Origin of the sequence: Vibrio sp. J383, assembly GCF_023503985.1 — a bacterium.
Lineage (GTDB): Bacteria > Pseudomonadota > Gammaproteobacteria > Enterobacterales > Vibrionaceae > Vibrio > Vibrio splendidus.
The window spans coordinates 1,036,345-1,059,800 of sequence record NZ_CP097293.1 but is presented as its reverse complement, the minus strand read 5'-3'; the positions used below and the strand labels follow the sequence as shown (position 1 = coordinate 1,059,800).

The following is a 23,456-nucleotide window of genomic DNA, read 5'->3' as shown; positions in this document are numbered from 1 at the left end:
ATTATTCTCAAATTTAAAATGATCTGGAGTCCAGCTCAACAGGTTTCTCTTCAATAGCCGCCTAATATTCTGATAGTATTGTTAAGGAGTATTTAGTCTATAAGTAGGGATAGCTTTTGAGTGAGAAAATACTAGTAGTAGAGGACAGTCGTGCATTCAGAAACTACCTGTACCAACAATTTAAAAACGATGGCTATGATGTTTCACTGGCTGAATCTGTAGCAGAAGCCAAAGCTATCTTAGAGCAAGAGACGGATTTCTTGTGTGCGGTGCTCGATTACTGCTTACCCGATGGCCAAGATGGCGAGATCATTGATTTGGTACTCGGCTATCAACAAAAAATCATTGTGCTCACGGGTATGTTCAACAACACACTTCGAGAGCAAGTACTCGCAAAAGGTGTGCTTGATTACATCCTTAAAGACAGCATGTCGTCAGTCAGTTACTTACTTCCTCTGGTTAATCGAATCTCGAATAACCGATACCATAAAGCCTTAGTAGTTGATGATTCTGCTGTGGTTCGTCGATATGTTGTCCAACTTCTTGAGCATCAATATATTCAAACGATTCAAGCGGTAGATGGAGAGCAAGCACTAGAGCTCCTCCAAAACGATCCTGATATCACTTTTGTCGTTACCGACCATGACATGCCGAATAAAGATGGCATTTCGATGACCCGTGATATTCGAGTCCAACACGATCGTAATCAACTCGCTATTCTCGGCCTATCTGGCAGTGATGATCGCACAATGACCGCTCGCTTCCTTAAAGCTGGCGCCAACGACTTCCTTTATAAGCCATTTAACCAAGAAGAATTTTTCTGCCGTATTCACCAATTGCTAGACATGAAAGAAGCGACTAATGAACTGTTTCGTCATGCAAACGAGGATGCTCTGACCGGACTTTGGAACCGTCGCTACCTTTTCAATCAAACATGCAAAGGCTGCGAACATCGCAGTATCGCTATGATGGATATCGACTTTTTTAAAAAGGTGAATGATACCTACGGCCACGATGGTGGTGACGCGGTATTAATTGAGGTTGGTAAAATCATCAAAGAGCACTTTAAAGATGATTTAGCAGTTCGCTTCGGTGGCGAAGAGTTTTGCATTCAGTCATGCGAACCATTTGAAGATTTTATAGAGACCTTGGAGTCGATGCGAGTCGCAATTGAAAATCATGAAGTACAGCATGATTCACATGTGATTAAAGTGAGCATGAGCATTGGCGTGACCGACCAAGAAGGCTCTTTAGACGAGCAAATCAAAGCAGCAGACGAGCTACTTTATACCGCGAAAAAGCAAGGTCGAAACCAGTTGATATGCGCTCGCAATACCCTTCAACGCGTTAATGAGTAGTTCCTGCTTTTCTAGAGCACGAACCGAGTCAGCCTTTAAAATGAAAAGAGCCCAAGGCGTTAACCTTGGGCTCTTTGTTTTTTTGGGAGCAGGTTTCGCTGCTAATCGTTATTGCTGCTAATCGCAATTAAGCAATACGATCTTTATTCCAAGAAGCTTCTTTTTGCTGACGCTCAGCCAGTTTCTCTTCGCGGTATGCTTCACGTGCTTCACGCTTTTTGCGCGCATCACAAGGTTCAGGGCAGTTACATACTTTATCAATACCAACAGCACCTAAGCCACCACAGCTACCCTTCACAACTTTCTTTTGGATAATATAGCCAATAGACATCGCTGCGATTACTGCAAGAAAAACACCAAATGTAATCAGAAATGTATTCATAATTATCTCGCTTACCTTATTTACCTAAGTATGGCTTAAATGCTTCAGAAGCAATTTCTTTAAAGCCATCTGCTGTTTTTACCACCATGAACACAGGGATGTTATGTTGGTTCGCGACTTCCAGTCCTTTTTCTTCACCTAAGACCATAAGGCCTGTAGATAAACCATCTGCAGTCATTGAAGACGGGTTTAAAACGGTTACAGAAACCACTTTATGATGAAGCGGCTTGCCTGTTTCAGGGTTAATGATGTGTGAGTAACGAACACCATCGCGCTCAAAATAGTTACGGTAGTCACCAGATGTTGCGATCGCCATATCACCAGGCTCGATGATCTCTTGAATGTTGCGCTCGTCGACAGTTGGCTTCTCTATGGCGATACGCCAACCCACACTTTCACGGTTAAGGCCTTTTAAACGGATTTCACCGCCGACTTCTACCATGTAGTTGTGAATACCAATGGAATCAAGGTAATCAGCAACAACATCAACGCCCCAACCTTTTGCGATAGTTGAAAGGTCAACATACAAGTTAGGCAAGTCTTTGCTTAGCTTATTACCTTCAACGCTTAAGTGATGAATACCAACCTTAGCCTTGCGAGCCGCAAGCTCTTCATCTGATGGAACCACTTCAGGACGCGCTTCAGGACCAAAACCCCAAAGGTTAACTAATGGTCCAACCGTAACATCCAATGCACCTTCAGTAAGACCGTTCAAACGAATCGCTTCTTTCACAACAGTAGCTGTTTGTTCAGATACTTCGAATGCATCGGCACCTTTATGCTGGTTAAAACGGCTCAGTTCTGAGTCTTCACGGTAGGTCGACATTTGATCATTCACTTCTTCAAGCAGACGGTCGATCTCGGTATGAACTTCGTTAGACTCAGGAAATTCATCACCATTGATGTACTTGATATTGTAACTGGTACCCATTGTCGGGCCACTTAAATGCACTTGCTCTCTTGCCTGATCACAGCCCGCAAGAAAAATCAAAGAAGTTAATGCAACAAGCCAAATTCTCACTTGCTTACTCCTGTTTAAGGTTAAGGATTTATATAAGGAAAAATAAGAGTAAAAAATAGGTATTTTAAATGCCTTACTCTTTCTTATATAAGCCAGTTTGTTGTCACGAGTGGTCTTAGAAAAACAAATGGCTGACTCGTAAGAGTCAGCCATAATATCAATCACTTAAATGGATTAACCACCGAAGTCATCTAGTAGGATGTTTTCATCTTCTACACCAAGATCTTTCAGCATGCCGATAACAGCCGCGTTCATCATTGGTGGACCACACATGTAGTACTCACAGTCTTCAGGAGCTTCGTGATCCTTCAGGTAGTTTTCGTACAATACGTTGTGGATGAAACCTGTGTAACCGTCCCAGTTGTCCTCTGGTTGAGGATCAGACAGTGCACAGTGCCACACGAAGTTCTCGTTTGCAGCCGCTAGGCCATCGAAATCTTCAATGTAGAACATCTCACGCTTAGAACGTGCACCGTACCAGTAAGACATCTTACGAGTAGAGTTAAGACGCTTAAGTTGGTCGAAGATATGTGAACGCATTGGCGCCATACCTGCACCACCACCGATGAATACCATTTCATTGTCTGTGTCTTTAGCAAAGAACTCACCAAATGGACCAGAAATAGTACATTTGTCACCTTCTTTAAGAGACCAGATGTATGAAGACATCACACCAGGAGCTACGTCAGGGTTGTTTGGCGGTGGAGTTGCGATACGCACGTTAAGCTTGATGATGCCTTTTTCTTCTGGGTATGAAGCCATAGAGTAAGCACGAATCGAATGCTCTTTAACGATAGACTCGTAACGGAACAAGTTGAACTTATCCCAGTCACCACGGTATTCGTCAGGAATATCGTAATCTGCGTATTTCACGTGATGTGGTTCAGCTTCAATCTGAATATAACCACCCGCGCGGAATGGAACTTCTTCACCTTCAGGGATAGCAAGTGCTAGCTCTTTGATGAAAGTAGCTTCGTTATCATTAGAGATAACTGTACATTCCCACTTCTTAACACCAAAGATGTCTTCGTCTAGCTCAATCTCCATGTCAGTTTTCATAGCAACTTGACATGCTAGACGTTCGCCTTCGCGAGCTTCGCCTTTGGTGATGTGATCAAGTTCAGTTGGTAGGATGTCGCCACCACCAGACTTAACTTTTACACGACACTGACCACAAGAGCCACCGCCACCACAAGCAGACGATACGAAGATACCAGCGCCAGCTAGGGCACCAAGTAGCTTGCTACCAGGTTGAGTAACGATCGCCTTTTCAGGGTCGCCGTTTACAGCAATAGTGATGTCACCTGATGGTACTAGCTTAGACTTAGCGAAAAGAATCACTAGTACTAGAGCCAATACAATAATGGTAAACATCGCTACGCCAAGAATAATGCTTTGCATTTGTTATTCCTTATTACTGGGTGCTTACCCTACAGTTGAACACCAGAGAAAGACATAAAGCCTAACGCCATCAGACCAACAGTAATGAACGTGATACCAAGGCCACGTAGACCTGGAGGTACGTCAGAGTACTTCATCTTCTCACGGATACCCGCAAGAGCAACGATAGCTAACATCCAACCCACACCAGAACCGAAGCCGTAAACAACAGATTCAGCAAAGTTGTAGTCACGAGTTACCATGAAAGATACACCACCAAAGATTGCACAGTTAACTGTGATCAATGGAAGGAAGATACCTAGTGCGTTGTACAAAGGTGGGAAGAAACGGTCTAGAACCATCTCTAGGATTTGTACAAGTGCAGCGATAACACCGATGAATGCGATGAAGTTAAGGAAACTTAAATCGACACCGGCAACAAGTGCATTTTCTTTTAGGATGTGTGTGTAAACAAGGTTGTTTACAGGAACAGCGATTGTAAGTACTACAACTACCGCAACACCAAGACCAAAAGAAGTTTTAACTTTCTTAGAAACCGCTAGGAATGTACACATACCTAGGAAGAAAGAAAGCGCCATGTTTTCGATGAAAATCGATTTAACTAGCAGACTAATATAATGTTCCATGACTACCTTACCCCTTCGCTTCTACTTGTTCTGGTTTGAACACACGAATTGCCCAAATCAAGAAACCAATTAGGAAGAATGCAGAAGGTGCTAGAAGCATCAAGCCGTTTGGCTGATACCAACCACCGTTGCTCACTAGAGGTAGTACTTCCATACCAAATAGTTTGCCAGAGCCTAGAAGCTCACGGAAGAAACCAACAGTGATAAGAACGAAACCGTAGCCAAGACCGTTACCAAGACCATCGATGAAAGATGGGATTGGCGCAGACTTCATTGCGAATGCTTCAGCACGACCCATTACAATACAGTTAGTAATGATTAGGCCAACGAATACAGATAGCTGCTTAGAGATATCGTATAAGTATGCTTTAAGCACTTGGTCTACCACGATTACTAATGATGCGATAATTGCCATCTGAACGATGATACGCACACTGTTAGGAATGTGGTTACGGATCAAAGAAACGAAGAAGTTAGACAGAGCAGTAACGAACATTACCGCGATAGTCATAACAAATGCAGTTTCTAGCTTAGTGGTTACCGCAAGAGCAGAACACACACCAAGAACCTGTAGCGCGATTGGGTTGTTATCCAACACAGGCGCTAAGATGCTCTTTTTAATTTCTTTTGCACTAGACATTAGTTCAGACCTCCGTCACGAACTTTTGCTAGGAACGGACCAAAGCCCATATCACCTAACCAGAAGTCAAATGTATGTTGAACACCAACGCTGGTCAGTGTTGCACCAGAAAGGCCATCTACACCGTGCTCAGAACCTTGAGGAGCGCCACCTTTAACAACCTGAATAGCAGGTTTGTGGTTTTCGTCGAATAATTTCTTACCAACGAATTGAGCGCGCCAAGTTGGGTTCTCAACTTCACCACCAAGTCCAGGAGTTTCACCTTGCTCGTAGTAAGTGATACCAGAAACTGTGTTGCCATCAGTTTCTACCGCAACGAATGCGTACATCATTGACCATAGACCGTTACCGTGAACAGGGATGATAACTTTAGAAGTTTCAGCGCCATCTTTCACCAGGTATACCGTACCCGTGTTAGCACGACGAATGATCTTAGCGATGTCATCTTCAGCTGAAAGCTTGATTGACTGAGCTGGATCTTTTGCCGCTTTACGTTGGTCGTATGCAGCAGCGTCGCCGTCAACGAAATCGCCAGTAGCGAAATCAACTAGACGAGGTTCGATGTTCTCTGCGTACAGTGCTGGGATATTACCCGCAAGTTCAATGCCCGCAACTTCAAGGATCTTAGTTTGCTGATCCAGAACTGCGTTAGCTTGTTGCTTAGGTTTAAGAACAACTGCAGCTGTTGAAACGATGATTGAGCACACTAGGCTCAATGCGATAACAACAAACAGCGTCTTTTTAATGCTATCGTTATTACTTGCCATAGCGCGCTAGTCTCCGCTTAATGTTCTTCTCGATTACAACGTGGTCAAACAGAGGAGCAAATAGGTTTGCGAATAGAATCGCAAGCATCATGCCTTCTGGGTATGCAGGGTTAACTACACGAATCATTACACACATTGCGCCGATTAGGATGCCGTACCACCACTTACCTTTATTGGTAAATGAAGCTGATACTGGGTCAGTCGCCATGAAGAACATACCGAATGCGAAACCACCTAGAACTAGGTGCCAATGCCAAGGCATGCTGAACATTGCATTAGTGTCAGAACCAATCACGTTAAATAGTGTTGATACTGCAACCATACCGATCATTACACCCGCAATGATGCGCCATGAAGCAATGCCCATGTAAACAATCATTGCTGCACCAATCATGAGTGCAAGCGTTGAAACTTCACCGATAGAACCTGGAATGTTACCAATGAATGCGTCCATCCAAGTGATTGCTTCACCTGATGTTACGTTCATTAGTGCACTACCGCCGCCTTGAGCCCATTGGCTAAGAGCAGTTGCACCAGAGAAGCCATCTGCAGCAGTCCAAACTACGTCACCTGAAATCTGTGCAGGGTATGCAAAGAACAGGAACGCACGACCAGCAAGAGCAGGGTTCAAGAAGTTACGACCCGTACCACCGAAGATCTCTTTCGCAACAACAACACCAAAGGTAATACCTAGTGCTGCTTGCCATAGAGGAAGCGTTGGCGGAACGATAAGCGCAAATAAGATAGAAGTAACAAAGAAACCTTCGTTGACTTCGTGCTTACGCACCATACAGAACAGTACTTCCCAGAAACCACCAACGATAAATACCGTTGCGTAGATAGGTAAGAAGTAAGTCGCACCCAAGAGCATCTTACTGCCCCAACCTGCATCGGCCCCTAAGGAGGCTCCAAGCATTTCGGTTAGCCAGTAGTGCCAGTTACCATCAATGATAGAAACTAGTTCTGCACCTGAATACATGTGGTTTAGTGCTGCGATAGCCTGACCACCTGCGTTGTACATACCCCAGAACATTGCTGGGAATACCGCAAGCCAAACCATGATCATGATACGTTTTAAATCAACGCTATCACGGACATGCGAGCTTTTCTTTGTAACAGTACCTGGTGTGTAGAAAAGTGTTGCTGCTGCTTCGTAAAGCGCAAACCACGTTTCGTGTTTACCACCTGGTTCAAAATGATGCTCGATGTCTTCAATAAACTTTTTAAGGCCCATGAAAATTACCCTTCCTTCACAATTGTATCTAGGCATTCACGAAGTAACTGACCGTACTCGTACTTACCAGGACATACAAAGGTACACAGTGCTAAATCTTCTTCATCTAGCTCTAGCGCACCAAGTGCTTGTGCACTATCAACGTCGCCAGCGCATAGATCGCGAAGCAGCAAAGTAGGCTCCATATCTAATGGCATTACTTTCTCGTAGTTACCAATTGGAACCATAGAGCGATCACTACCGTTCGTTGTCGTTGTCATATTGAACAACTGACCTTTAAACACGTGACCAAGGAATGAACGAGTAACAGAGAACTTGTTCTTACCAGGCATAGCCCAGCCGAATAGCTCTTTATCACGACCTTCACGAAGAACCGAAACTTGTTGATGGTAACGGCCGAGGTAAGCATGTGGACCTGAAGCGTGAACACCAGATAGCACTGAACCTGAGATCAGGCGAACTTCACCTGGCATCAACTCGCTGTCCGTCAACTCTTCAAGGCTAGCACCAATTTGAGTACGAACTAGACGAGGATTGTTAACTACTGGACCAGCCAGAGAAACAACGCGCTCAGAGTAAATCTCACCAGTAAGGAAAAGCTTACCGAATGCGATCACGTCTTGGTAGTTAATGCTCCACGCTACATTTTGTGCATTTACCGGATACAGGTAATGCATATGCGTGCCTGCAAGACCTGCAGGGTGTGGGCCATCAAAAACATGTTCTTCAACGTTAGACTGAGCTGAACGAGGTAAGCTAGTACCTTTTTTACAAACGTACACTTTACCGTTAGTCAGAGTTGAAAGAAGATCTAAACCAGCAACGAAAGCATCAGACTGCTCGTTAATGATTAATTCTGGCTCAGCTGCTAGCGGATTAGTATCCATAGCAGTAACGAAAATAGCCTGAGTTTCAGAATCAACTGCTGGAACCTTGCTGAACGGACGAGTTCGCAAAGCGGTCCATGCGCCAGACTCAACTAACTGAGCTTTAACCGTTTCACGGTCAAGGCCTACTAGTTGGTTAGCTTCATAGCTATTGAACGTGATTTGCTCATTGCCTGCTACTTCAATCACTACTGATTGAAGAACACGCTTAGCACCACGGTTCACTTCAATAACTTTACCGCTTGCTGGAGAAGTAAATACAACACCTGGGTTCTTTTTATCTGCAAAAAGAACTTGGCCTTTCTTCACTTCATCACCAACGCGAGCATGCATCGTAGGACGCATACCAACGTACTCTTCGCCAAGCAAGGCGACTTTAGTGATGGACTTACCATCATTAATCACCTGGGATGGAGTTCCTGCGATAGGAAGATCCAAACCCTTCTTTATTGTAATCATACGCACTTGCACTACTTTATCGGGAAAAAGATTCTTTTAATTGCGTAAATTCGGGACGTTTTAAAATCGCCCTTAGACACGACATTACAGTGTCCGGTTTTGGTAAATTTGAGATACCAAAATCGCAACAATACATTAATAAACTCATCACAAGAATTATGTGAGATTTATCAGGTGCCATATTCTAGCATTTTTTGACAACTTGATGCCATGACCAATAACTTGAATACGGCCTTTATTTGGTGAGATTTGAAGCATATGGACTCTCAAATATGTATAAATTTGACGAGCCGCACAGATAGAATGGCTTTTAGAACGTGTTTTAAACAAGAGATTAATACTCTGTCACAAACTAATATTTTACGTGTTATGTTGAAACACTGTTAATAAAAACATTACTCATTGTAGGTATTTTTGCCAGGTCAATTTACCATCAGCTTGAGTGATATAACAACAGAAAACAGATAGATTTTGAGACAAAAGAGGCGGTCTAGCCGCCTCTTCTATGTGGGTTAATTATCTTACTTACCACCACCCATACACATCGGGCTATCTGGCACGTTATTTAGCTGCTTCATCCATTCATCTTTTGTATAAGTGTGAATGGATAGTGCGTGAATATTATTCTCTAACTCTTCTGATAGTGCTTTATTTACCGCTCTATGACGAGCAATAAGACGTAAACCTTCAAACACATCGCTGACAACAATCACTTTAAAATGACTCTCAGAACCAGCCGGAACATTGTGCATATAGCTCTCATTCACCACGTTTAAATGACTTGGTGAAAACTCATTGTGCAATTTTGTTTCGATAACTTCTTGGATCATTGTGATTCCTTAAATAGCGTATTGGCATTATCTGTCGCTCCAGTATAAACCCTAACTAACCGACTGTCTGAGTATTTCATCGCTGACTCGTGGGGTTTAGTCGAGTTTTTTATATCTTGTTCAGGCTGCATTTGAGACAATATCTTTGTTATTTCTTACATAAGTATCTCAAGCAATGAAAACTGAACTTACCCTTCACGATAGAACTTTAACCCTAAATCGTTTCCCCAATCGTTCAAATGAAACCCTTCAAGCTTGGGATGCCGGCGACGAATACCTGATTAGCCATGTTGAAGAGATGAATCTTGAACCTGGTAAACACATTCTGATCATGAACGACAGTTTTGGTGCCCTATCCGCTTGGTTCTCCAAAGATCATGACGTGACCATGATGAGTGACTCTTTTATATCTCATCGCGGAACGCTAAAAAACTTGCAACGTAATCAAAGCAACCGTGTGAACTTTTTAAACACTATGGATGATATTCCACACGGTATCGACCTTGTGATCATGCAATTGCCAAAAACTAACCGCCACCTAGTATGGCAGTTGAGCCAGTTGCGCCAAGCACTGCCTGAAGGCAGCCAAGTGATTGGTGTGAATAAAGTAAAAGAGATCCACACTTCAACACTTAACCTGTTTGAAAAATATCTGGGTGAAACCAAAACCTCTCTGGCTAAGAAAAAGCATCGCCTTGTGTTCTCTTCTCCAAACTGCCAACCGATTCAAACAGTAGAACCTTATGTTGAATGGGACGTAGACGGTGAAGATATCCGCCTGAAAAATTTACCAAATGTTTACTCAGGGGAAGCACTCGATCAAGGCGCTCGTTATATGCTAGAGCACATCCCTCAAGATCCTGAGCTACGTCATATTATCGACTTAGGCTGTGGCAACGGTGTATTGAGTGTAAAAGCTGGGCAATTGAACCCACAAGCTCGTATCACCTGTGTGGATGAAAGCTTTATGGCGGTGGAATCGGCGCGCCAAAACGTCAAGGATAACCTTGGTGAAGAAGGCAACTTCCAGTTCATCGCCAACAACTGTTTAGATGGCTTCAAGAAGAACAGCACTTACTTAGTTATGTGTAATCCTCCGTTCCACCAGCAACAAGCGATTACAGACCACATTGCATGGCAAATGTTCTGTGATGCAAAGCATGTTCTTAGCAACGGAGGCAAATTAATTGTTATTGGCAACCGACACCTCGGATACGATGTCAAACTAGCAAGACTATTTGGTGAAGCTAACGTTGAAACGCTTGAACTAAACCAAAAATTTGAGATATTACAAGCAACAAGAGAGCCTGCGAATTTTAATAAATAAGCAGAAACGACTTCACAAGAATTTAAGATACCGAGCTTCTGGTGTGAATTTAGAAAGGATAAAGGAATGAAAAAACTGATTTTGGCTGCTTCTATTATGGCATTGACAGCATGTTCTGCCCCTCAGCAAGAACAGATCAATGTAATGCCAGAAGCTTCACTAAGCTCAAGCAACCTTGTACAAGGCAAAACATACACACTAACCAGTAAAGATGTTCGTGCCGCTCAATATGTAGCCTTGGTTGATAGTGGCCGTTCAAACATTCAGCCAATTCACGCTAAACAAAACATGCGTATTTCGCTAGAGAACGCAGTAGCTCAACAGTTAGAGTCTCAAGGTTTTCGAGCAAGCGTAAACAGTGAAAACTCCATTGTTTTAGAGATTCAAGAAGCACTTGTTACCGTAGAACACACCATTATGGAAAACAAAATGGACGGTAAAGTAACGCTTGAAGTAACGGCCGAGACACCTGAAGGTAAGCTAGTTAAAACATTCAACGGTACCGCAACTCGTACTGGAGCGCTAAGTGCTTCAAACGACGACATCTCAATGGTTCTTAACGATGTGATCAACTTGGTTCTTACTGAAATTGCGAACGACCCTGAACTACAAAACTACATGAAGGAACGTTTCTAATGAGCCGTATTCTAACTTCTATTGCATTAATGCTGGTGAGCGTGAGCGTGAGCGTTTGGGCAGGCCCTAAAGTGAACGTTGAAACAACATTAGGTGACTTCACGATTGAGCTAAACCAAGAGCAAGCTCCGGTTAGTACTGAAAACTTCCTAAAATACGTGGCAGACGGCAGCTACGAAGGCACTATCTTCCACCGTGTTATTCCTGGCTTTATGGCGCAAGGTGGCGGCTTCGATCAAGACATGAATCAACAAGCGACTTATGCCCCAATCAAAAATGAAGGCAGTAACGGTCTAAAGAATGATACAGCAACGATCGCAATGGCTCGCACTAACGCGCCAGACTCTGCGACTCGTCAGTTCTTTATCAACTTTTCGGATAACGACTTCTTGAATGCAAAAGGTGGTAACCCGGGCTACGCTGTTTTTGGCACGGTAACTGAAGGGTTTGATGTCGTACAAAAGATGGCAACCATTCCGACTAAGCGAATGGGCCGCATGTCAGATATCCCAGCCGACCCTATCATCATCAACAAAGTAACACTTCTTAAGTAATCTCATACAGCGCCCTTAACCTCTTAAGGGCGTTTTTCTATACAAGGACGCCCCATGTCATCTGGCACTCCCTCTCTTTCTTGGATGCAGACTTTCCGTAGCTACCTAGATAAACGCCTACTTTGGGTGTTTATGTTGGGTTGTTCGAGTGGCTTTCCTTGGGTTCTTATCGGCTCTAACATGTCAGGCTGGCTAAAAGATGCAGGATTAACTCGTGCTGCTATCGGTTATTTCGGTAGTGTATTTGCCGTCTATGCCATTAACTTTCTTTGGGCACCACTGGTAGACCGAGTCAAACTGCCGATTCTACATGCGATATTGGGCCAACGACGCAGTTGGATATTTCTATGCCAAAGCTTTGTATTGATCTGCACGCTGTTCATTGCCGGGGTTAACCCTGCCAATGACTTGATGTTCACCTCAATGCTGGCTCTCGGAATTGCGATTGCGTCGGCAACCCAAGATATAGCCATTGATGCCTTCCGTATTGATTCATTTCCTAAATCTGAATCTACCAAATTACCGCAAGCATCCGCAATGGCAGTGATGGGATGGTGGACAGGCTACTCTCTTCCTGGTTATCTCGCATTTATCAATGCCGATACCATAGGTTGGAATGGTGTTTATTACGGTATGGCCGGTGTCGTTATCATTCTGATGCTATTCACCCTGTTTGTCGGAGAACCAACAACACAACGTGAAGCATTACAAAAAGAAGCACAACAGCGCCATAATAAAGTTGTGGGCTCTAAAGTTGTGGCCTGGCTAAGCGTTACAGTGTTGGAACCTTTCTACGATTTCTTTAAGCGAAACGGTGTTCAAGTTGCTATTACACTTCTGTTGTTCGTATTCCTGTTTAAGATAGGTGAAGCCTTCTTAGGCAGAATGTCGATTCCCTTCTATAAAGAGATCGGCTTTAGCAATGAACAAATCGGCCACTACTCCAAGTTAATTGGTTGGGGTGCAACAATATTCTTCACCTTGCTAGGCAGTGTCTTCAATGTGAAATTTGGAATTGTACGTGGGCTAATGATTGGCGGCGTAGCAATGGCAGCCAGCAACCTAATGTTTGCATGGATTGCTCAAGTAGGACCCAATGAAAACTTATTCTTAGCAACGATTATTGTCGATAACTTCACAACCGCCTTTTCGACAGTGGCATTCGTTTCCTTCTTAACGCTACTGACCGGGCAAGCTTTCTCGGCAACACAATATGCCTTGCTCGCATCCTTGGGGAATTTCGGTCGAACGACGTTGGCCTCCTTCAGTGGCGAGTTGGTCGACTTCCTCAATGATTGGTCAACCTTCTTTATACTGACATCATTAATGGTAATTCCAAGCTTGATCATGCTCTACTCGTTACGCCACTTTTTCACTGATTTATTAGAAAAAGCCAAAAAAAACCACGAATAAGAGTAAAAGAAAACAAAAGAGAAGAGGGTAGCACTGGGCTACCCTCTTTTACTTTCTGCGAGCAGAGAATTAAACGCTAATCTGTTGTATCACTTACGATTAAGTTAAAACCAGTTCCCGTCGAGTCATCAATCGCGACGACTTGATAAACAACACCGTCAGCCAAAGTTGCAGGCGCAGAGTCAATGGCAACAGTAGTTGGGTCTCCTGCTACAGTAATTGTCACGTAGTAAGATCCCGCTGCCACATAAATACCATTCGCGTAATCTTTGAACTTCACATCACTTAATGCCGGAGTGCTACCAGATATTCCCACGTTCTCAGTCAAGTAGATATCAACCGATGCCGCAACTGGGTTTGCCGCCGCATGGGTAATGTTTAACACCGCACTGGTCGCAACCGGGCGACGGTTTTCAGGAACAACGAGTGGTTCCAAATTGAGTGGACTTAACGTACCCACTGCATAAATGCTGTAATCCATCCCAGCAAATACAGCTAAACCATCAACATCGATAAATGTTGGAGTCGTCGTTGCAGTTTCGTAAATATCAATATCGTAGCTACCTGCAGCCAAGTCTAGGAAGCCGCGAATCTCTTTAAACATCAGAGCATCAAGAGGAGCAAACTTAGTAGAGTTAACGAACACATCGACATCAGGTGCACCATCAACCAAATGCCCCACTCTCACTTCTGCCTTTTCTGCCATATCGTAGATTAAAGATGAACCCTGACCATCCATCACCATCAACTTCACCGGAGATGCACTGTTTGAATCAGCTCTTGGCACCGCCGCAATCGTTAGCTCGCTACCGCCAGAAAGAGTGATTTCTCCAGAGTCAAAAGCAATAGCACTACCGCTCACGGTTTCTAATCTCACTCGGTATTGCCCTGCTGGGATATTGAGTACGTCAGTAAAGTCCTTATAACCGAGAGTACCAAGCGGAGCGCCCAATAGATCATTCGGTGCCGTTACATATAAGTTCACATCTCCAACCCCTGTTGCCGCGTGAACAACTTGCACATCTAAACTTGAACTTGTTGCCGTTCCCTCAGCAGGCCTTGTAACAACTAAAGCCTCAACCGGGTTATTAGAACCATCAGCATCGCCGACCACCATTACGGTGTAATCTAGATCACCGCTCAAATCGAATTGGCTTGGCGGAATCACAGTCGCTACTGCGTCACCTGGGAGTTGGACATCGACTTGCAGAGTGGTTTGGCCTTGATCTACTGAGGCATATCCGGATGCTTGAGCATAATCAACATCGCTCCAACGAGCCTGACTATTTACTATAACGTTAGCCAACGGGGCATCTGGCGATGCATGTACAGCTTGTAGTTGAGTTGTTGGTTCATCGTCATCATCACACCCCACAATGAACAGGGCTGACATCGCTACCGCGAGTACTGGTGAATATTTCATCGGTCTTCTCTCCAAAAAAGTTAGACCAGTTCGTCACACAAATGATTAGTCCAATAACTAATCTTTAAAAATTGTCTCAAAATCTAGTGCAGTGAACTGTCTTTAATTCTCCGTGATTCAAAAAGTAGCTAGGTTGAAATTCCTAGTCAGTCATCACATGAGTTGTTCATCAATTGATTCCAACATCATTACGCAGTTGGTCAAAAATAGATCAAAGACAAGATTGAAAGGAGGTTTGAATGAGTCATTTTAAAAGAGAAAACGCTTAGAAAGGAATACTGTTGATTTTGATATGCATGTCACTCTAATTAGTAGAATCGTTTGCTTAGCACAGTATTTCACCTATTTATCCACAAAATAATCGAGTTTCACAAAATCAATAGAAATAGAGGTGCATCAAGATGCATTGCCATCTTAAAGTTCCATCATTTAGATCGTTAGTGTGATCAACCTCACCATAATAATTATAGTTTTCACTCTGTCTCACTTTTATTTGAGAACAAAATCGCTATTATGCTCGGCATTCGGACATACAAACACGCACGGATTAGCGGGTTACTTATTTTAAACATAGAGAGTTCCATTATGCGTAAATCACTTTTAGCTCTTGGCCTAATTGCAGCAACATCTGCTCCAGTAATGGCAGCTGATTATTCTGACGGCGACATCCATAAAAACGACTACAAATGGATGCAGTTCAACCTTATGGGTGCTATTGACGAACTTCCAGGCGAATCAACTCATGATTACCTAGAGATGGAGTTTGGTGGTCGCTCTGGAATCTTCGATCTATACGGTTACGTTGATGTATTCAACCTAACGTCTGATCCAGGCAGTGATAAAGATGGTCAAGAAAAAATCTTCATGAAATTTGCACCACGTATGTCTCTAGATGGCCTAACTGGTAAAGATCTATCTTTCGGTCCAGTTCAAGAGCTTTATGTTTCTACGCTTATGGAATGGGGTGGTAACTCTGGCGTTAACACTCAAAAAGTTGGTCTTGGCTCTGACGTAATGGTTCCTTGGTTAGGCAAGATTGGCTTAAACCTATACGGTACATACGATTCAAACGAAAAAGACTGGAACGGCTACCAAATCTCGACTAACTGGTTCAAACCATTCTACTTCTTCGAGAACGGTTCGTTCATCTCTTACCAAGGTTACATCGATTACCAATTCGGTATGGATGATGATAATAAAGCGCTGAAAACATCAAATGGCGGCGTTATGTTTAACGGCCTTTACTGGCACTCAGACCGTTTTGCTGTTGGTTACGGCCTTAAAGGCTACAAAGACGTTTACGGTCTTAAAGATGACGGCCTAGCAGGTAAAACGACAGGCTTCGGTCACTACGTAGCGGTAACTTACAAGTTCTAATCGAACTTCTAAGAAAGTTTCCTAAATGGCACCCTCGGGTGCCATTTTTTATTGCTTTCATTTAATGCCTCGCTATCCTTGCAGCATTACTTTCTTATCTCGGTATTGCTGTGAACATCTCAATTATTGGGCCTGGAGCTATCGGCTCTTTGTGGACTATCAAACTCTCTCAAGCTGGTCATAATGTGTCTTTGTGGAGTCGTTCCACTGATAACTCAATTGACTTATCGCTTGATGGACAAGCTTCACTTTCCTTCAGTAACAACAATATCGAGAAGCTATCAGAGAGTGACTTAGTAATCGTCACGGTCAAGGCTTGGCAAGTAAAAGAAGCCACTATTCCATTGCTTCAATATCTCGACCCTGACACCATTCTCATGTTCATGCATAACGGAATGGGCGCGGTTGATGAGATAGCCACTCAAATTGATGCTTACCCCATAATATTGGCGACGACTACTCAAGCTGCATTCAAACCAGACCGTAACAATGTATCTCATACTGGATTGGGCCAAACTCAATTGGGTGCTTTCAACCAAACTGGCCAACAGTGTACGTTTTTAGTTGATGTCTTAGATGATGCTCTCCCTGCTGTGCGTTGGAACCCACAAATAGAAACCGCGCTTTGGACTAAGCTCGCCATCAATTGTGCGATCAACCCACTCACGGGCCTTGAACAGATCAAGAATGGCGAACTTGCAGATAAAAGGTTTGAGGATATTTTGAGTTCTATCGTTAAAGAGCTCACGCAGGTTATGCAAGCCGAAGGGATCATTTGTTCATTCAATGAATTGGAAGCAAGCGTCAAACAGGTTATCCAAGCCACGGCACAGAACAATTCATCCATGAAGCAAGATATGTTTTACCAACGTAAGACAGAGATCGACTTCATTAACGGCTACCTTATTAAGACTGCACTCAAGCATCAGATAGACGTTCCCGTTAACCAAAGACTGTTCGCCCAAGTCAAAGGACAAGAAAATCGCTGGAATCATCAAGATTAGTCAGCAACGGTTAACAAGTCGCGATAAAATAACAATACCGCTAAGCACAACGCTAGCACCAATTTCCAAGATTTTAGGTAAGAATAGATGCTTGATATCAATCACATCCGAGAACAGTTTCCTGCGCTATCACAAACCATCAATCAACAACCATTGATTTACTTAGACAGCGCGGCAACAACACAAAAACCTCAGGTGGTTATTGATGCCATTAGCCAATATTACTCCAAACAAAATGCCAATGTTCACCGTGGTAGTCATAGCTTAACAGCGAACGCGACCAGTCAATTTGAAGCGGCTAGAGACAAGGTCGCTCAGTTTATCGGCGCTAGATCGTCAAAAGAGATTATTTGGACTCGCGGTGCCACCGAAGCACTTAACCTGATCGCTCAAACCTACGCAAGAAGTACCCTTCAGACTGGCGATGAGATCTTGGTTAGCGAAATGGAGCATCACGCCAACATTGTGCCTTGGCAAATTGTGGCAGAACAAACCGGGGCTAAAGTCGTTAAAGTACCGATGACATCGGGTTGCGAATTTGACCTCACAGCGTTTGATGCACTTTTAAATGAACAAACCAAGATTGTTGCATTAGCTCAGATAACCAACGTAACAGGTTCTCGTCAGCCGATTGAAGCCGTCATCAAGAAAGCACACAAGATGAATGCGGTTGTGGTGGTTGATGGCGCGCAAGGGATCGTTCATGAGCCAGTTGATGTTGCTGCTTTAGGGGCGGATTTCTACGTATTCTCTGGGCACAAACTCTATGCCCCTGCGGGTATCGGTGTGCTTTACGGCAAGCTTGAATTGCTCGAAGCGATGCCACCTTGGCACGGTGGTGGCAAAATGGTTGATCGCGTCTCTTTTTCTGGCACCACTTTTTCAGAACTGCCGGGGAAATTTGAAGCGGGCACGCCAAATGTGGCGGGAGCGATAGCATTAAGCACCGCAATAGAATGGTTAAGTGGTTTTGCACAACAAGATGTCGAAAATCATATCCACCAGCTTCAGCGCGAAACCTACCGTGCACTCAGTAAACTGGATGATATTCAGATATTGGGATATCAACCCAACGCAAGTGTGATTACTTTTGTGATGGATGGTGTTCACCATCAAGATATAGCGACCCTACTGGATCAGCAGGGCATCGCGGTACGTGCAGGACATCATTGTGCTCACCCATTAATGGATGCACTTAATGTGAAAGGAACGGTTCGAATTTCATTTGGTATTTACAACAACATGGATGACGTTGATAAGCTTATAGCTGCGATAGAAAAAGCCGTTGATATGCTTTAGGGGATGGCGAGTAGCAAATTATTTAGGGTTGGCGTTTAGCGTCAACCCTTTTTGTTTCTGTGTATCTGAGTGATATTAAGCACTTAACTCTTGGATTTGAGCAACAATCGCTTTTAATCCGTTTCCGCGAGATGGGCTTAGGTGGGTGATTAAACCGATGTTTTCAAAGTAACCATCAATATCAAACGCTTGAACCTGCTCTGATGTTTTTCCATCATACGCAGCCATCACTAATGCAATCAGACCGCGAACGATACGAGCATCAGAATCAGCACAAAAATACCAAACACCGTCGATGTTTTGAGAAACTAGCCACACTTGGCTTTCACAACCAGAAACTACAACCTGCTCACTTTTCAGTTCATCAGGCATCGTTGGCAGTTTCTTACCCCATTGAATCACTTGGCGATAACGATCTTCCCAGCCGCTGAATGTCTGCATCTTCGCGACAATATCATCACTGGTAATTTCAGTGCCGAATGGAGAGCTTGGGAATGACATCATTTTAATATCCAATAGATTATGACTAAATGTACAGGTGACAATGGTTTAATGTTCTTAAGCAAATAATAGAGAACTACTTAGAGTGCTTTTGAATCAGCTTTTCTACGATACGTGAAACAGCCACAAAACCAAAAGTCGCGGTGACCACTGTCGCAGCGCCAAAACCCGTCGCACAGTCCATGCGTTTTGGACCTTCCGCTGTTGCTTTCGCAGCACATACACTGCCGTCGGCTTGAGGATATTTCAGTTGCTCAGTCGAGAACACACAATCGATACCAAACTTACGCGCAGGGTTCTTAGGGAAATTATGATGACGACGAAGGGTATCTTTTAGCTTCTTCGCTAGCGGATCTTGAATCGTCTTAGTCAAGTCAGCCACTTTGATTTGAGTCGGATCGATTTGACCACCCGCACCACCAGTGGTGATCACCTTGATTTTGTTGCTACGACAATATGCCAATAGTGAAGCCTTAGCTTTCATGCTGTCAATCGCATCTAATACAAAGTCGAACTCTTTCGATAGGTATTCAGCCTGATTATCCGGGCCGATAAAGTCGTCAATCAGGTTAACTTTACACTCAGGGTTAATCAGCTTAACGCGCTCTGCCATCACTTCGATTTTGCTTTTACCAACGGTACCCGACATTGCGTGGATCTGACGGTTGATGTTAGTTACACACACGTCATCCATATCGATCAAAGTCAGCTCACCTAAACCGGTACGAGCAAGCGCTTCAACAGCCCATGAACCTACACCGCCAATACCGATCACACACACGTGTGCTGCTCTAAGTATGTCGACTTCACTATTGCCATATAAGCGACGAGTGCCACCAAATCGTTGGTCATAGCTTTCTGAAGCTGGAGTGGTCAATTCACGCATTGTTGCCGCCAATTTATTTCTGAGAAAATGAAAAGAGTGCGTTTTATACGCACTCTTGAATTAAAAGTCTAGGGGATTAGCGATTCGCTTTCAATGCCCTATTTTATTGTTGTTTACTCGACCTTTTCAGGAGGCAAAGCCCAAGGCGCTTCGGTTGCACTGCCATCTAAGCCAAGCTTCCATACACGACCAAAATGCTTGTAATGACCCGCTTCAGTTCCTGCTCTTGGCCCCATACCGTGGTAGAGATCCAAATGGTTCTGCTTAACTGCGCCACCGGTATCCAAAACAAGTAACAGTCTTAGTTGATGAGCGCCGCTCCAAGTACCGTCTGCATTCAATAATGGAACCTCAGCCAGGATTGGCGTCCCCATAGGCAATATAGAGCGATCGCCCGCGACTGCCGCCATAGGTAATAGAGGGATGCCCGCGCTGCCCATTACTGATAGGTCGTCTCTCGCTTCAAAAAACACGAAAGATGGGTTTTGCTCAAGCAGCTCTTTGACTACTTCAGGATCGTTTGCCAATACCCACTCTTTGATTGCTTTCAGTGACATTTTTTCGCGTGGAACTAAGCCTCGCTCGATCAAAACACGGCCAATGCTCACGTAAGCTTTATTGTTCTTACCCGCGTATGCGAAATACTGCAACGTATCGTCATCACCGAAATGCACGAATCCACTGCCCTGCACTTCCATCATAAATGGATCGATGCGGTTCGCCGAGTAACCTAACTCAAGGCCCTGGCCTTCTAATGCACCGTTGTAGATCTCTTCGCGGGTTGGACACTCTTTATCGCACTCTGGAAGTCCATAAACAGGGAAACGGTATTCTTCACTGGCTTCGTGGCGTAGCTCCATTACGGGAGAAAAGTACCCCGTGAACAAAACGTTGCCTTGCTTATCACCACCACCCAATTGAGCAGTTTGAACGCCAAAGTTAGCGAGCTCGCTTGGATCTCCACTTTGCATCGCCCACTCATTGAGTTGCTGATAAAGCGGCTCATAGATTTTAGCCATCGAAGGGGATTTAGAAACCACCATTTCAGCTTGCTCTGCAAATGCGGTGTAGTCTCTTGGTTTATTGGATTCAACCTGATCGACCTTATTTAAGGTGCGAGAAAATTCGTCATCAAGGTGTTGTTGAGCAAGATCAGTCGGTTGAGCACAGCCAAATAAGAAAGAGGCAGCGACAAGGGGAAGCCATTTTTTAATCACAAGAGTCATCCTAAAAATTCTATGCATCGAGGATGACAAAAACAGTCAGATAACACAATCGTAGATTGTAAGAGTTTACAATAAGATAACCTATCGGACTGAGTTCTCGATATGGCCTTTAAGGTGGAAGACGGGATTGTAGTGATTATCAGAATCGAGCACCATTTCTGTGTTGTCAGAATTGGTCATGCGGAAGCGATAGGTTTTATCACCCGCTTTATATTCGAAGTAGTTACCATCAAAGTCAAAACTCGTCGAAACAACAGATCCACGCACTGACACGCCATTAGCGTTTAGTCGAAATTCGTCTGTCGCATAATGTGCAACGTCCTGCTCTACCCACGTACCGTATATCAGATTGTCGGGCGTCGCCGCATCTTGTACTCGGGAAAGCACATCACCGAACAAGGAAACCACAGCAAACGATCCCACCAAAGCTAAAACCATTAAACAGCGTTCAATAATCTTACGCTTCAACTTAGATTGATTGCGTTGCTCAGCTTCACTGTAGAGGCCTTGGGTAATCTCATCGATCTTGTTCTTTGTTGCTGGAGCTTGTTGCATTCGGTTACGACTCATAAAGATGCTATATGCATTCTACACTGAGACAGTTTATATAATGAACCCTAGATGAGAATAGTTTGCGCTTTATTCCAAAAAAGGTGTTGTTTATATTTGAATTTAAATGCTAAATTAGCGAATAAATAAACACAAATGGACTTGTTCTGTGAAATTAAGAAGTACAGCGCTAGTAAAAGGTTTCAGACAATCAACCCCTTACGTGAACGCTCACCGTGGCAAAACCATGGTTATTATGCTTGGTGGCGAAGCCGTTGCCGATAGAAACTTTGGCAACATAATTAGCGATATAGCCTTACTCCACAGCCTTGGGGTAAAGATTGTTCTCGTTCACGGAGCAAGACCACAGATCAACCAACTATTAGCAAGGCAAGATTGCCACACGCCTTACCATAAGAATATTAGAGTTACTGACGAATATTCTTTAGGTGTCGCGATGCAGGCTGCTGGCCAACTACAACTTGCCATCACAGCTCGACTTTCAATGAGTCTAAACAACACCCCAATGGCAGGTACTCAACTCAATGTAATGAGTGGTAACTTCATTACCGCTCAGCCGCTAGGTGTCGATGATGGTACGGATTATTGCCACAGCGGGCGCATTCGTCGAATAGACATCGAAGGGATTAATCGCACACTTGACCAAGGTTCTATCGTCCTTCTAGGGCCTATTGCTAGCTCCGTGACTGGCGAAAGCTTTAACCTGCTTTCTGAAGAGGTCGCAACTCAAGTGGCTATTCGTTTAAAGGCCGACAAGCTGATTGGTTTTTGCTCAGAGCAAGGGGTAACCGATGAAAGCGGTAATGTGCTCGCCGAACTCTTTCCTAAAGACGCCAAGCAAATTCTAGAACGCTTAACGGAATCTCAGAACCCTAAAGAAGATATGAGCACTGGTACATTACGCTTCTTAAAAGGTGCTATCTCTGCTTGTCGTGCTGGGGTACCTCGTTGCCATCTAATTAGCTACAAAGTGGATGGCGCATTAATCCAAGAGCTATTCTCTTTTGATGGTATTGGCACCCAAGTGGTCATGGCAAGTGCCGAGCAAGTAAGACAAGCTCAGATCGATGATATCGGTGGCATCTTTGACCTCATTCGTCCCCTGGAAGAACAAGGCATCTTAGTTCGCCGTTCAAGAGAGCAGTTAGAGCAAGAGATCCATCGCTTTACCATTATCGAAAAAGACGGCCTAATTATTGGTTGCGCTGCGCTATACGCGTATCCAGAAGACCACATGGCAGAGATGGCCTGTGTTGCTATCCACCCAGACTATCGCGATGGAAACCGTGGACAGTTACTGCTGGATTACATGCGCCACCAATCAAAATCTCGTGATATCGACCAGATCTTTGTCCTTACTACGCACAGCCTTCACTGGTTCCGTGAGCAGGGGTTTTACGAGATAGGCGTGGACGAGTTACCGATGGAAAAACAAGGGCTATACAACTATCAGAGAAACTCAAAAATCTTAGCGCTAAACGTATAAATAAAGTTTTGGAGCGGAATCTCAATTTAATAGAAAAATAATTGCAAATGTAATCGTTTACTATATGAGATTTATCAAATATGCACTTTCACTCACACGAATAATTGTATAGAATTTAGGCGCTTTATAATATTAACAAAAGTTTTTAT

The 23,456-nt window shown here is 43.9% G+C and carries 23 protein-coding genes; 9 read left to right on the top strand and 14 right to left on the bottom strand.

Translation table 11 applies throughout. From position 1 onward, the window contains the following. The first annotated feature begins 116 nt into the window (after nt 1-116). Nucleotides 117-1,358, top strand: coding sequence for a diguanylate cyclase (locus M4S28_RS04725; protein ID WP_004735215.1), 1,242 nt, complete (start codon nt 117-119; stop codon nt 1,356-1,358). 127 nt (nt 1,359-1,485) lie between these two features. On the opposite strand, the gene nqrM is transcribed toward M4S28_RS04725, so the two are convergent. The 9 genes from nqrM to bolA form a co-directional block, all read right to left on the bottom strand. After that, nucleotides 1,486-1,740 carry a (Na+)-NQR maturation NqrM gene (nqrM, locus tag M4S28_RS04720; RefSeq protein WP_004735214.1) on the bottom strand — a complete coding sequence of 85 codons (255 nt, stop codon included), beginning with the start codon at nt 1,738-1,740 and terminating at the stop codon, nt 1,486-1,488. Nucleotides 1,741-1,756: 16 nt separating this feature from the next. Continuing rightward, the gene (locus M4S28_RS04715; RefSeq protein ID WP_004735213.1) at nt 1,757-2,761 is read right to left on the bottom strand and encodes an FAD:protein FMN transferase; all 1,005 of its coding nucleotides are present in this window, start codon (nt 2,759-2,761) and stop codon (nt 1,757-1,759) included. 174 nt (nt 2,762-2,935) lie between these two features. Continuing rightward, the gene (nqrF, locus tag M4S28_RS04710) at nt 2,936-4,162 is read right to left on the bottom strand and encodes an NADH:ubiquinone reductase (Na(+)-transporting) subunit F (RefSeq protein ID WP_004735212.1); all 1,227 of its coding nucleotides are present in this window, start codon (nt 4,160-4,162) and stop codon (nt 2,936-2,938) included. Between the two features lie 29 nt (nt 4,163-4,191). Next, nucleotides 4,192-4,788 (bottom strand): NADH:ubiquinone reductase (Na(+)-transporting) subunit E, encoded by a 597-nt coding sequence (nqrE, locus tag M4S28_RS04705; RefSeq protein ID WP_004735211.1) that lies wholly within the window; start codon nt 4,786-4,788, stop codon nt 4,192-4,194. A 7-nt stretch (nt 4,789-4,795) separates the two neighbouring features. Beyond that, nucleotides 4,796-5,428 carry an NADH:ubiquinone reductase (Na(+)-transporting) subunit D gene (locus M4S28_RS04700; RefSeq protein WP_004735210.1) on the bottom strand — a complete coding sequence of 211 codons (633 nt, stop codon included), beginning with the start codon at nt 5,426-5,428 and terminating at the stop codon, nt 4,796-4,798. Further along, nucleotides 5,428-6,195 carry a Na(+)-translocating NADH-quinone reductase subunit C gene (locus M4S28_RS04695; protein ID WP_004735209.1) on the bottom strand — a complete coding sequence of 256 codons (768 nt, stop codon included), beginning with the start codon at nt 6,193-6,195 and terminating at the stop codon, nt 5,428-5,430. Before M4S28_RS04695 ends, M4S28_RS04700 begins: the two co-directional genes overlap by 1 nt. Further along, complete coding sequence (locus tag M4S28_RS04690) at nt 6,185-7,429, bottom strand: NADH:ubiquinone reductase (Na(+)-transporting) subunit B (protein ID WP_004735208.1); 1,245 nt, start codon at nt 7,427-7,429, stop codon at nt 6,185-6,187. The genes M4S28_RS04695 and M4S28_RS04690 overlap by 11 nt, the downstream gene beginning before the upstream one ends. Before the next feature lie 5 nt (nt 7,430-7,434). After that, nucleotides 7,435-8,775: a Na(+)-translocating NADH-quinone reductase subunit A gene (locus M4S28_RS04685; RefSeq protein ID WP_017080319.1), complete on the bottom strand. Its 1,341-nt coding sequence runs from the start codon at nt 8,773-8,775 to the stop codon at nt 7,435-7,437. A 521-nt stretch (nt 8,776-9,296) separates the two neighbouring features. Further along, complete coding sequence (gene bolA, locus M4S28_RS04680) at nt 9,297-9,605, bottom strand: transcriptional regulator BolA (RefSeq protein ID WP_146457513.1); 309 nt, start codon at nt 9,603-9,605, stop codon at nt 9,297-9,299. A 175-nt stretch (nt 9,606-9,780) separates the two neighbouring features. On the opposite strand from bolA, the gene M4S28_RS04675 reads away from it, so the two are divergent. The 4 genes from M4S28_RS04675 (at nt 9,781) to M4S28_RS04660 (ending at nt 13,535) form a co-directional block, all read left to right on the top strand. Continuing rightward, on the top strand, nt 9,781-10,932 hold the full coding sequence (locus M4S28_RS04675; protein ID WP_249632395.1) for a methyltransferase: 1,152 nt from the start codon (nt 9,781-9,783) through the stop codon (nt 10,930-10,932). A gap of 66 nt (nt 10,933-10,998) precedes the next feature. Further along, a complete protein-coding gene (locus M4S28_RS04670; RefSeq protein WP_004735204.1) occupies nt 10,999-11,568 on the top strand; it encodes a YajG family lipoprotein in 570 nt (189 codons plus the stop codon). After that, nucleotides 11,568-12,122: a peptidylprolyl isomerase gene (locus tag M4S28_RS04665; protein WP_249632394.1), complete on the top strand. Its 555-nt coding sequence runs from the start codon at nt 11,568-11,570 to the stop codon at nt 12,120-12,122. The genes M4S28_RS04670 and M4S28_RS04665 overlap by 1 nt, the downstream gene beginning before the upstream one ends. 54 nt (nt 12,123-12,176) lie before the next feature. Beyond that, nucleotides 12,177-13,535, top strand: a complete 1,359-nt coding sequence (locus M4S28_RS04660) for an AmpG family muropeptide MFS transporter (RefSeq protein ID WP_004735202.1) — start codon at nt 12,177-12,179, stop codon at nt 13,533-13,535. Between the two features lie 76 nt (nt 13,536-13,611). Here the strand turns inward: M4S28_RS04660 and M4S28_RS04655 are convergent, their stop codons facing one another. Then, nucleotides 13,612-14,958 carry a DUF4397 domain-containing protein gene (locus tag M4S28_RS04655; RefSeq protein WP_249632393.1) on the bottom strand — a complete coding sequence of 449 codons (1,347 nt, stop codon included), beginning with the start codon at nt 14,956-14,958 and terminating at the stop codon, nt 13,612-13,614. A 585-nt stretch (nt 14,959-15,543) separates the two neighbouring features. Between M4S28_RS04655 and M4S28_RS04650 the strand changes: the two genes are divergently transcribed. From M4S28_RS04650 to csdA, 3 genes are all read left to right on the top strand, one after another. After that, entirely contained in the window at nt 15,544-16,335 is a 792-nt protein-coding gene (locus M4S28_RS04650; RefSeq protein WP_029222329.1) for a nucleoside-specific channel-forming Tsx family protein, read from the top strand. Between the two features lie 110 nt (nt 16,336-16,445). After that, on the top strand, nt 16,446-17,339 hold the full coding sequence (gene panE, locus M4S28_RS04645; RefSeq protein WP_249632392.1) for a 2-dehydropantoate 2-reductase: 894 nt from the start codon (nt 16,446-16,448) through the stop codon (nt 17,337-17,339). Between the two features lie 87 nt (nt 17,340-17,426). After that, complete coding sequence (csdA, locus tag M4S28_RS04640) at nt 17,427-18,638, top strand: cysteine desulfurase CsdA (RefSeq protein ID WP_249632391.1); 1,212 nt, start codon at nt 17,427-17,429, stop codon at nt 18,636-18,638. A 75-nt stretch (nt 18,639-18,713) separates the two neighbouring features. On the opposite strand, the gene csdE is transcribed toward csdA, so the two are convergent. The 4 genes from csdE to M4S28_RS04620 form a co-directional block, all read right to left on the bottom strand. Continuing rightward, the gene (gene csdE / locus M4S28_RS04635; protein WP_249632390.1) at nt 18,714-19,142 is read right to left on the bottom strand and encodes a cysteine desulfurase sulfur acceptor subunit CsdE; all 429 of its coding nucleotides are present in this window, start codon (nt 19,140-19,142) and stop codon (nt 18,714-18,716) included. Between the two features lie 73 nt (nt 19,143-19,215). After that, nucleotides 19,216-20,025 carry a tRNA cyclic N6-threonylcarbamoyladenosine(37) synthase TcdA gene (tcdA, locus tag M4S28_RS04630; RefSeq protein WP_249632389.1) on the bottom strand — a complete coding sequence of 270 codons (810 nt, stop codon included), beginning with the start codon at nt 20,023-20,025 and terminating at the stop codon, nt 19,216-19,218. 113 nt (nt 20,026-20,138) lie between these two features. Further along, complete coding sequence (mltA, locus tag M4S28_RS04625) at nt 20,139-21,251, bottom strand: murein transglycosylase A (protein WP_017079920.1); 1,113 nt, start codon at nt 21,249-21,251, stop codon at nt 20,139-20,141. Nucleotides 21,252-21,332: 81 nt separating this feature from the next. Next, nucleotides 21,333-21,806, bottom strand: a complete 474-nt coding sequence (locus M4S28_RS04620; protein WP_249632704.1) for a DUF2850 domain-containing protein — start codon at nt 21,804-21,806, stop codon at nt 21,333-21,335. A gap of 163 nt (nt 21,807-21,969) precedes the next feature. On the opposite strand from M4S28_RS04620, the gene argA reads away from it, so the two are divergent. Continuing rightward, complete coding sequence (gene argA / locus M4S28_RS04615; protein ID WP_065206883.1) at nt 21,970-23,307, top strand: amino-acid N-acetyltransferase; 1,338 nt, start codon at nt 21,970-21,972, stop codon at nt 23,305-23,307. Nucleotides 23,308-23,456 lie beyond the last annotated feature (149 nt).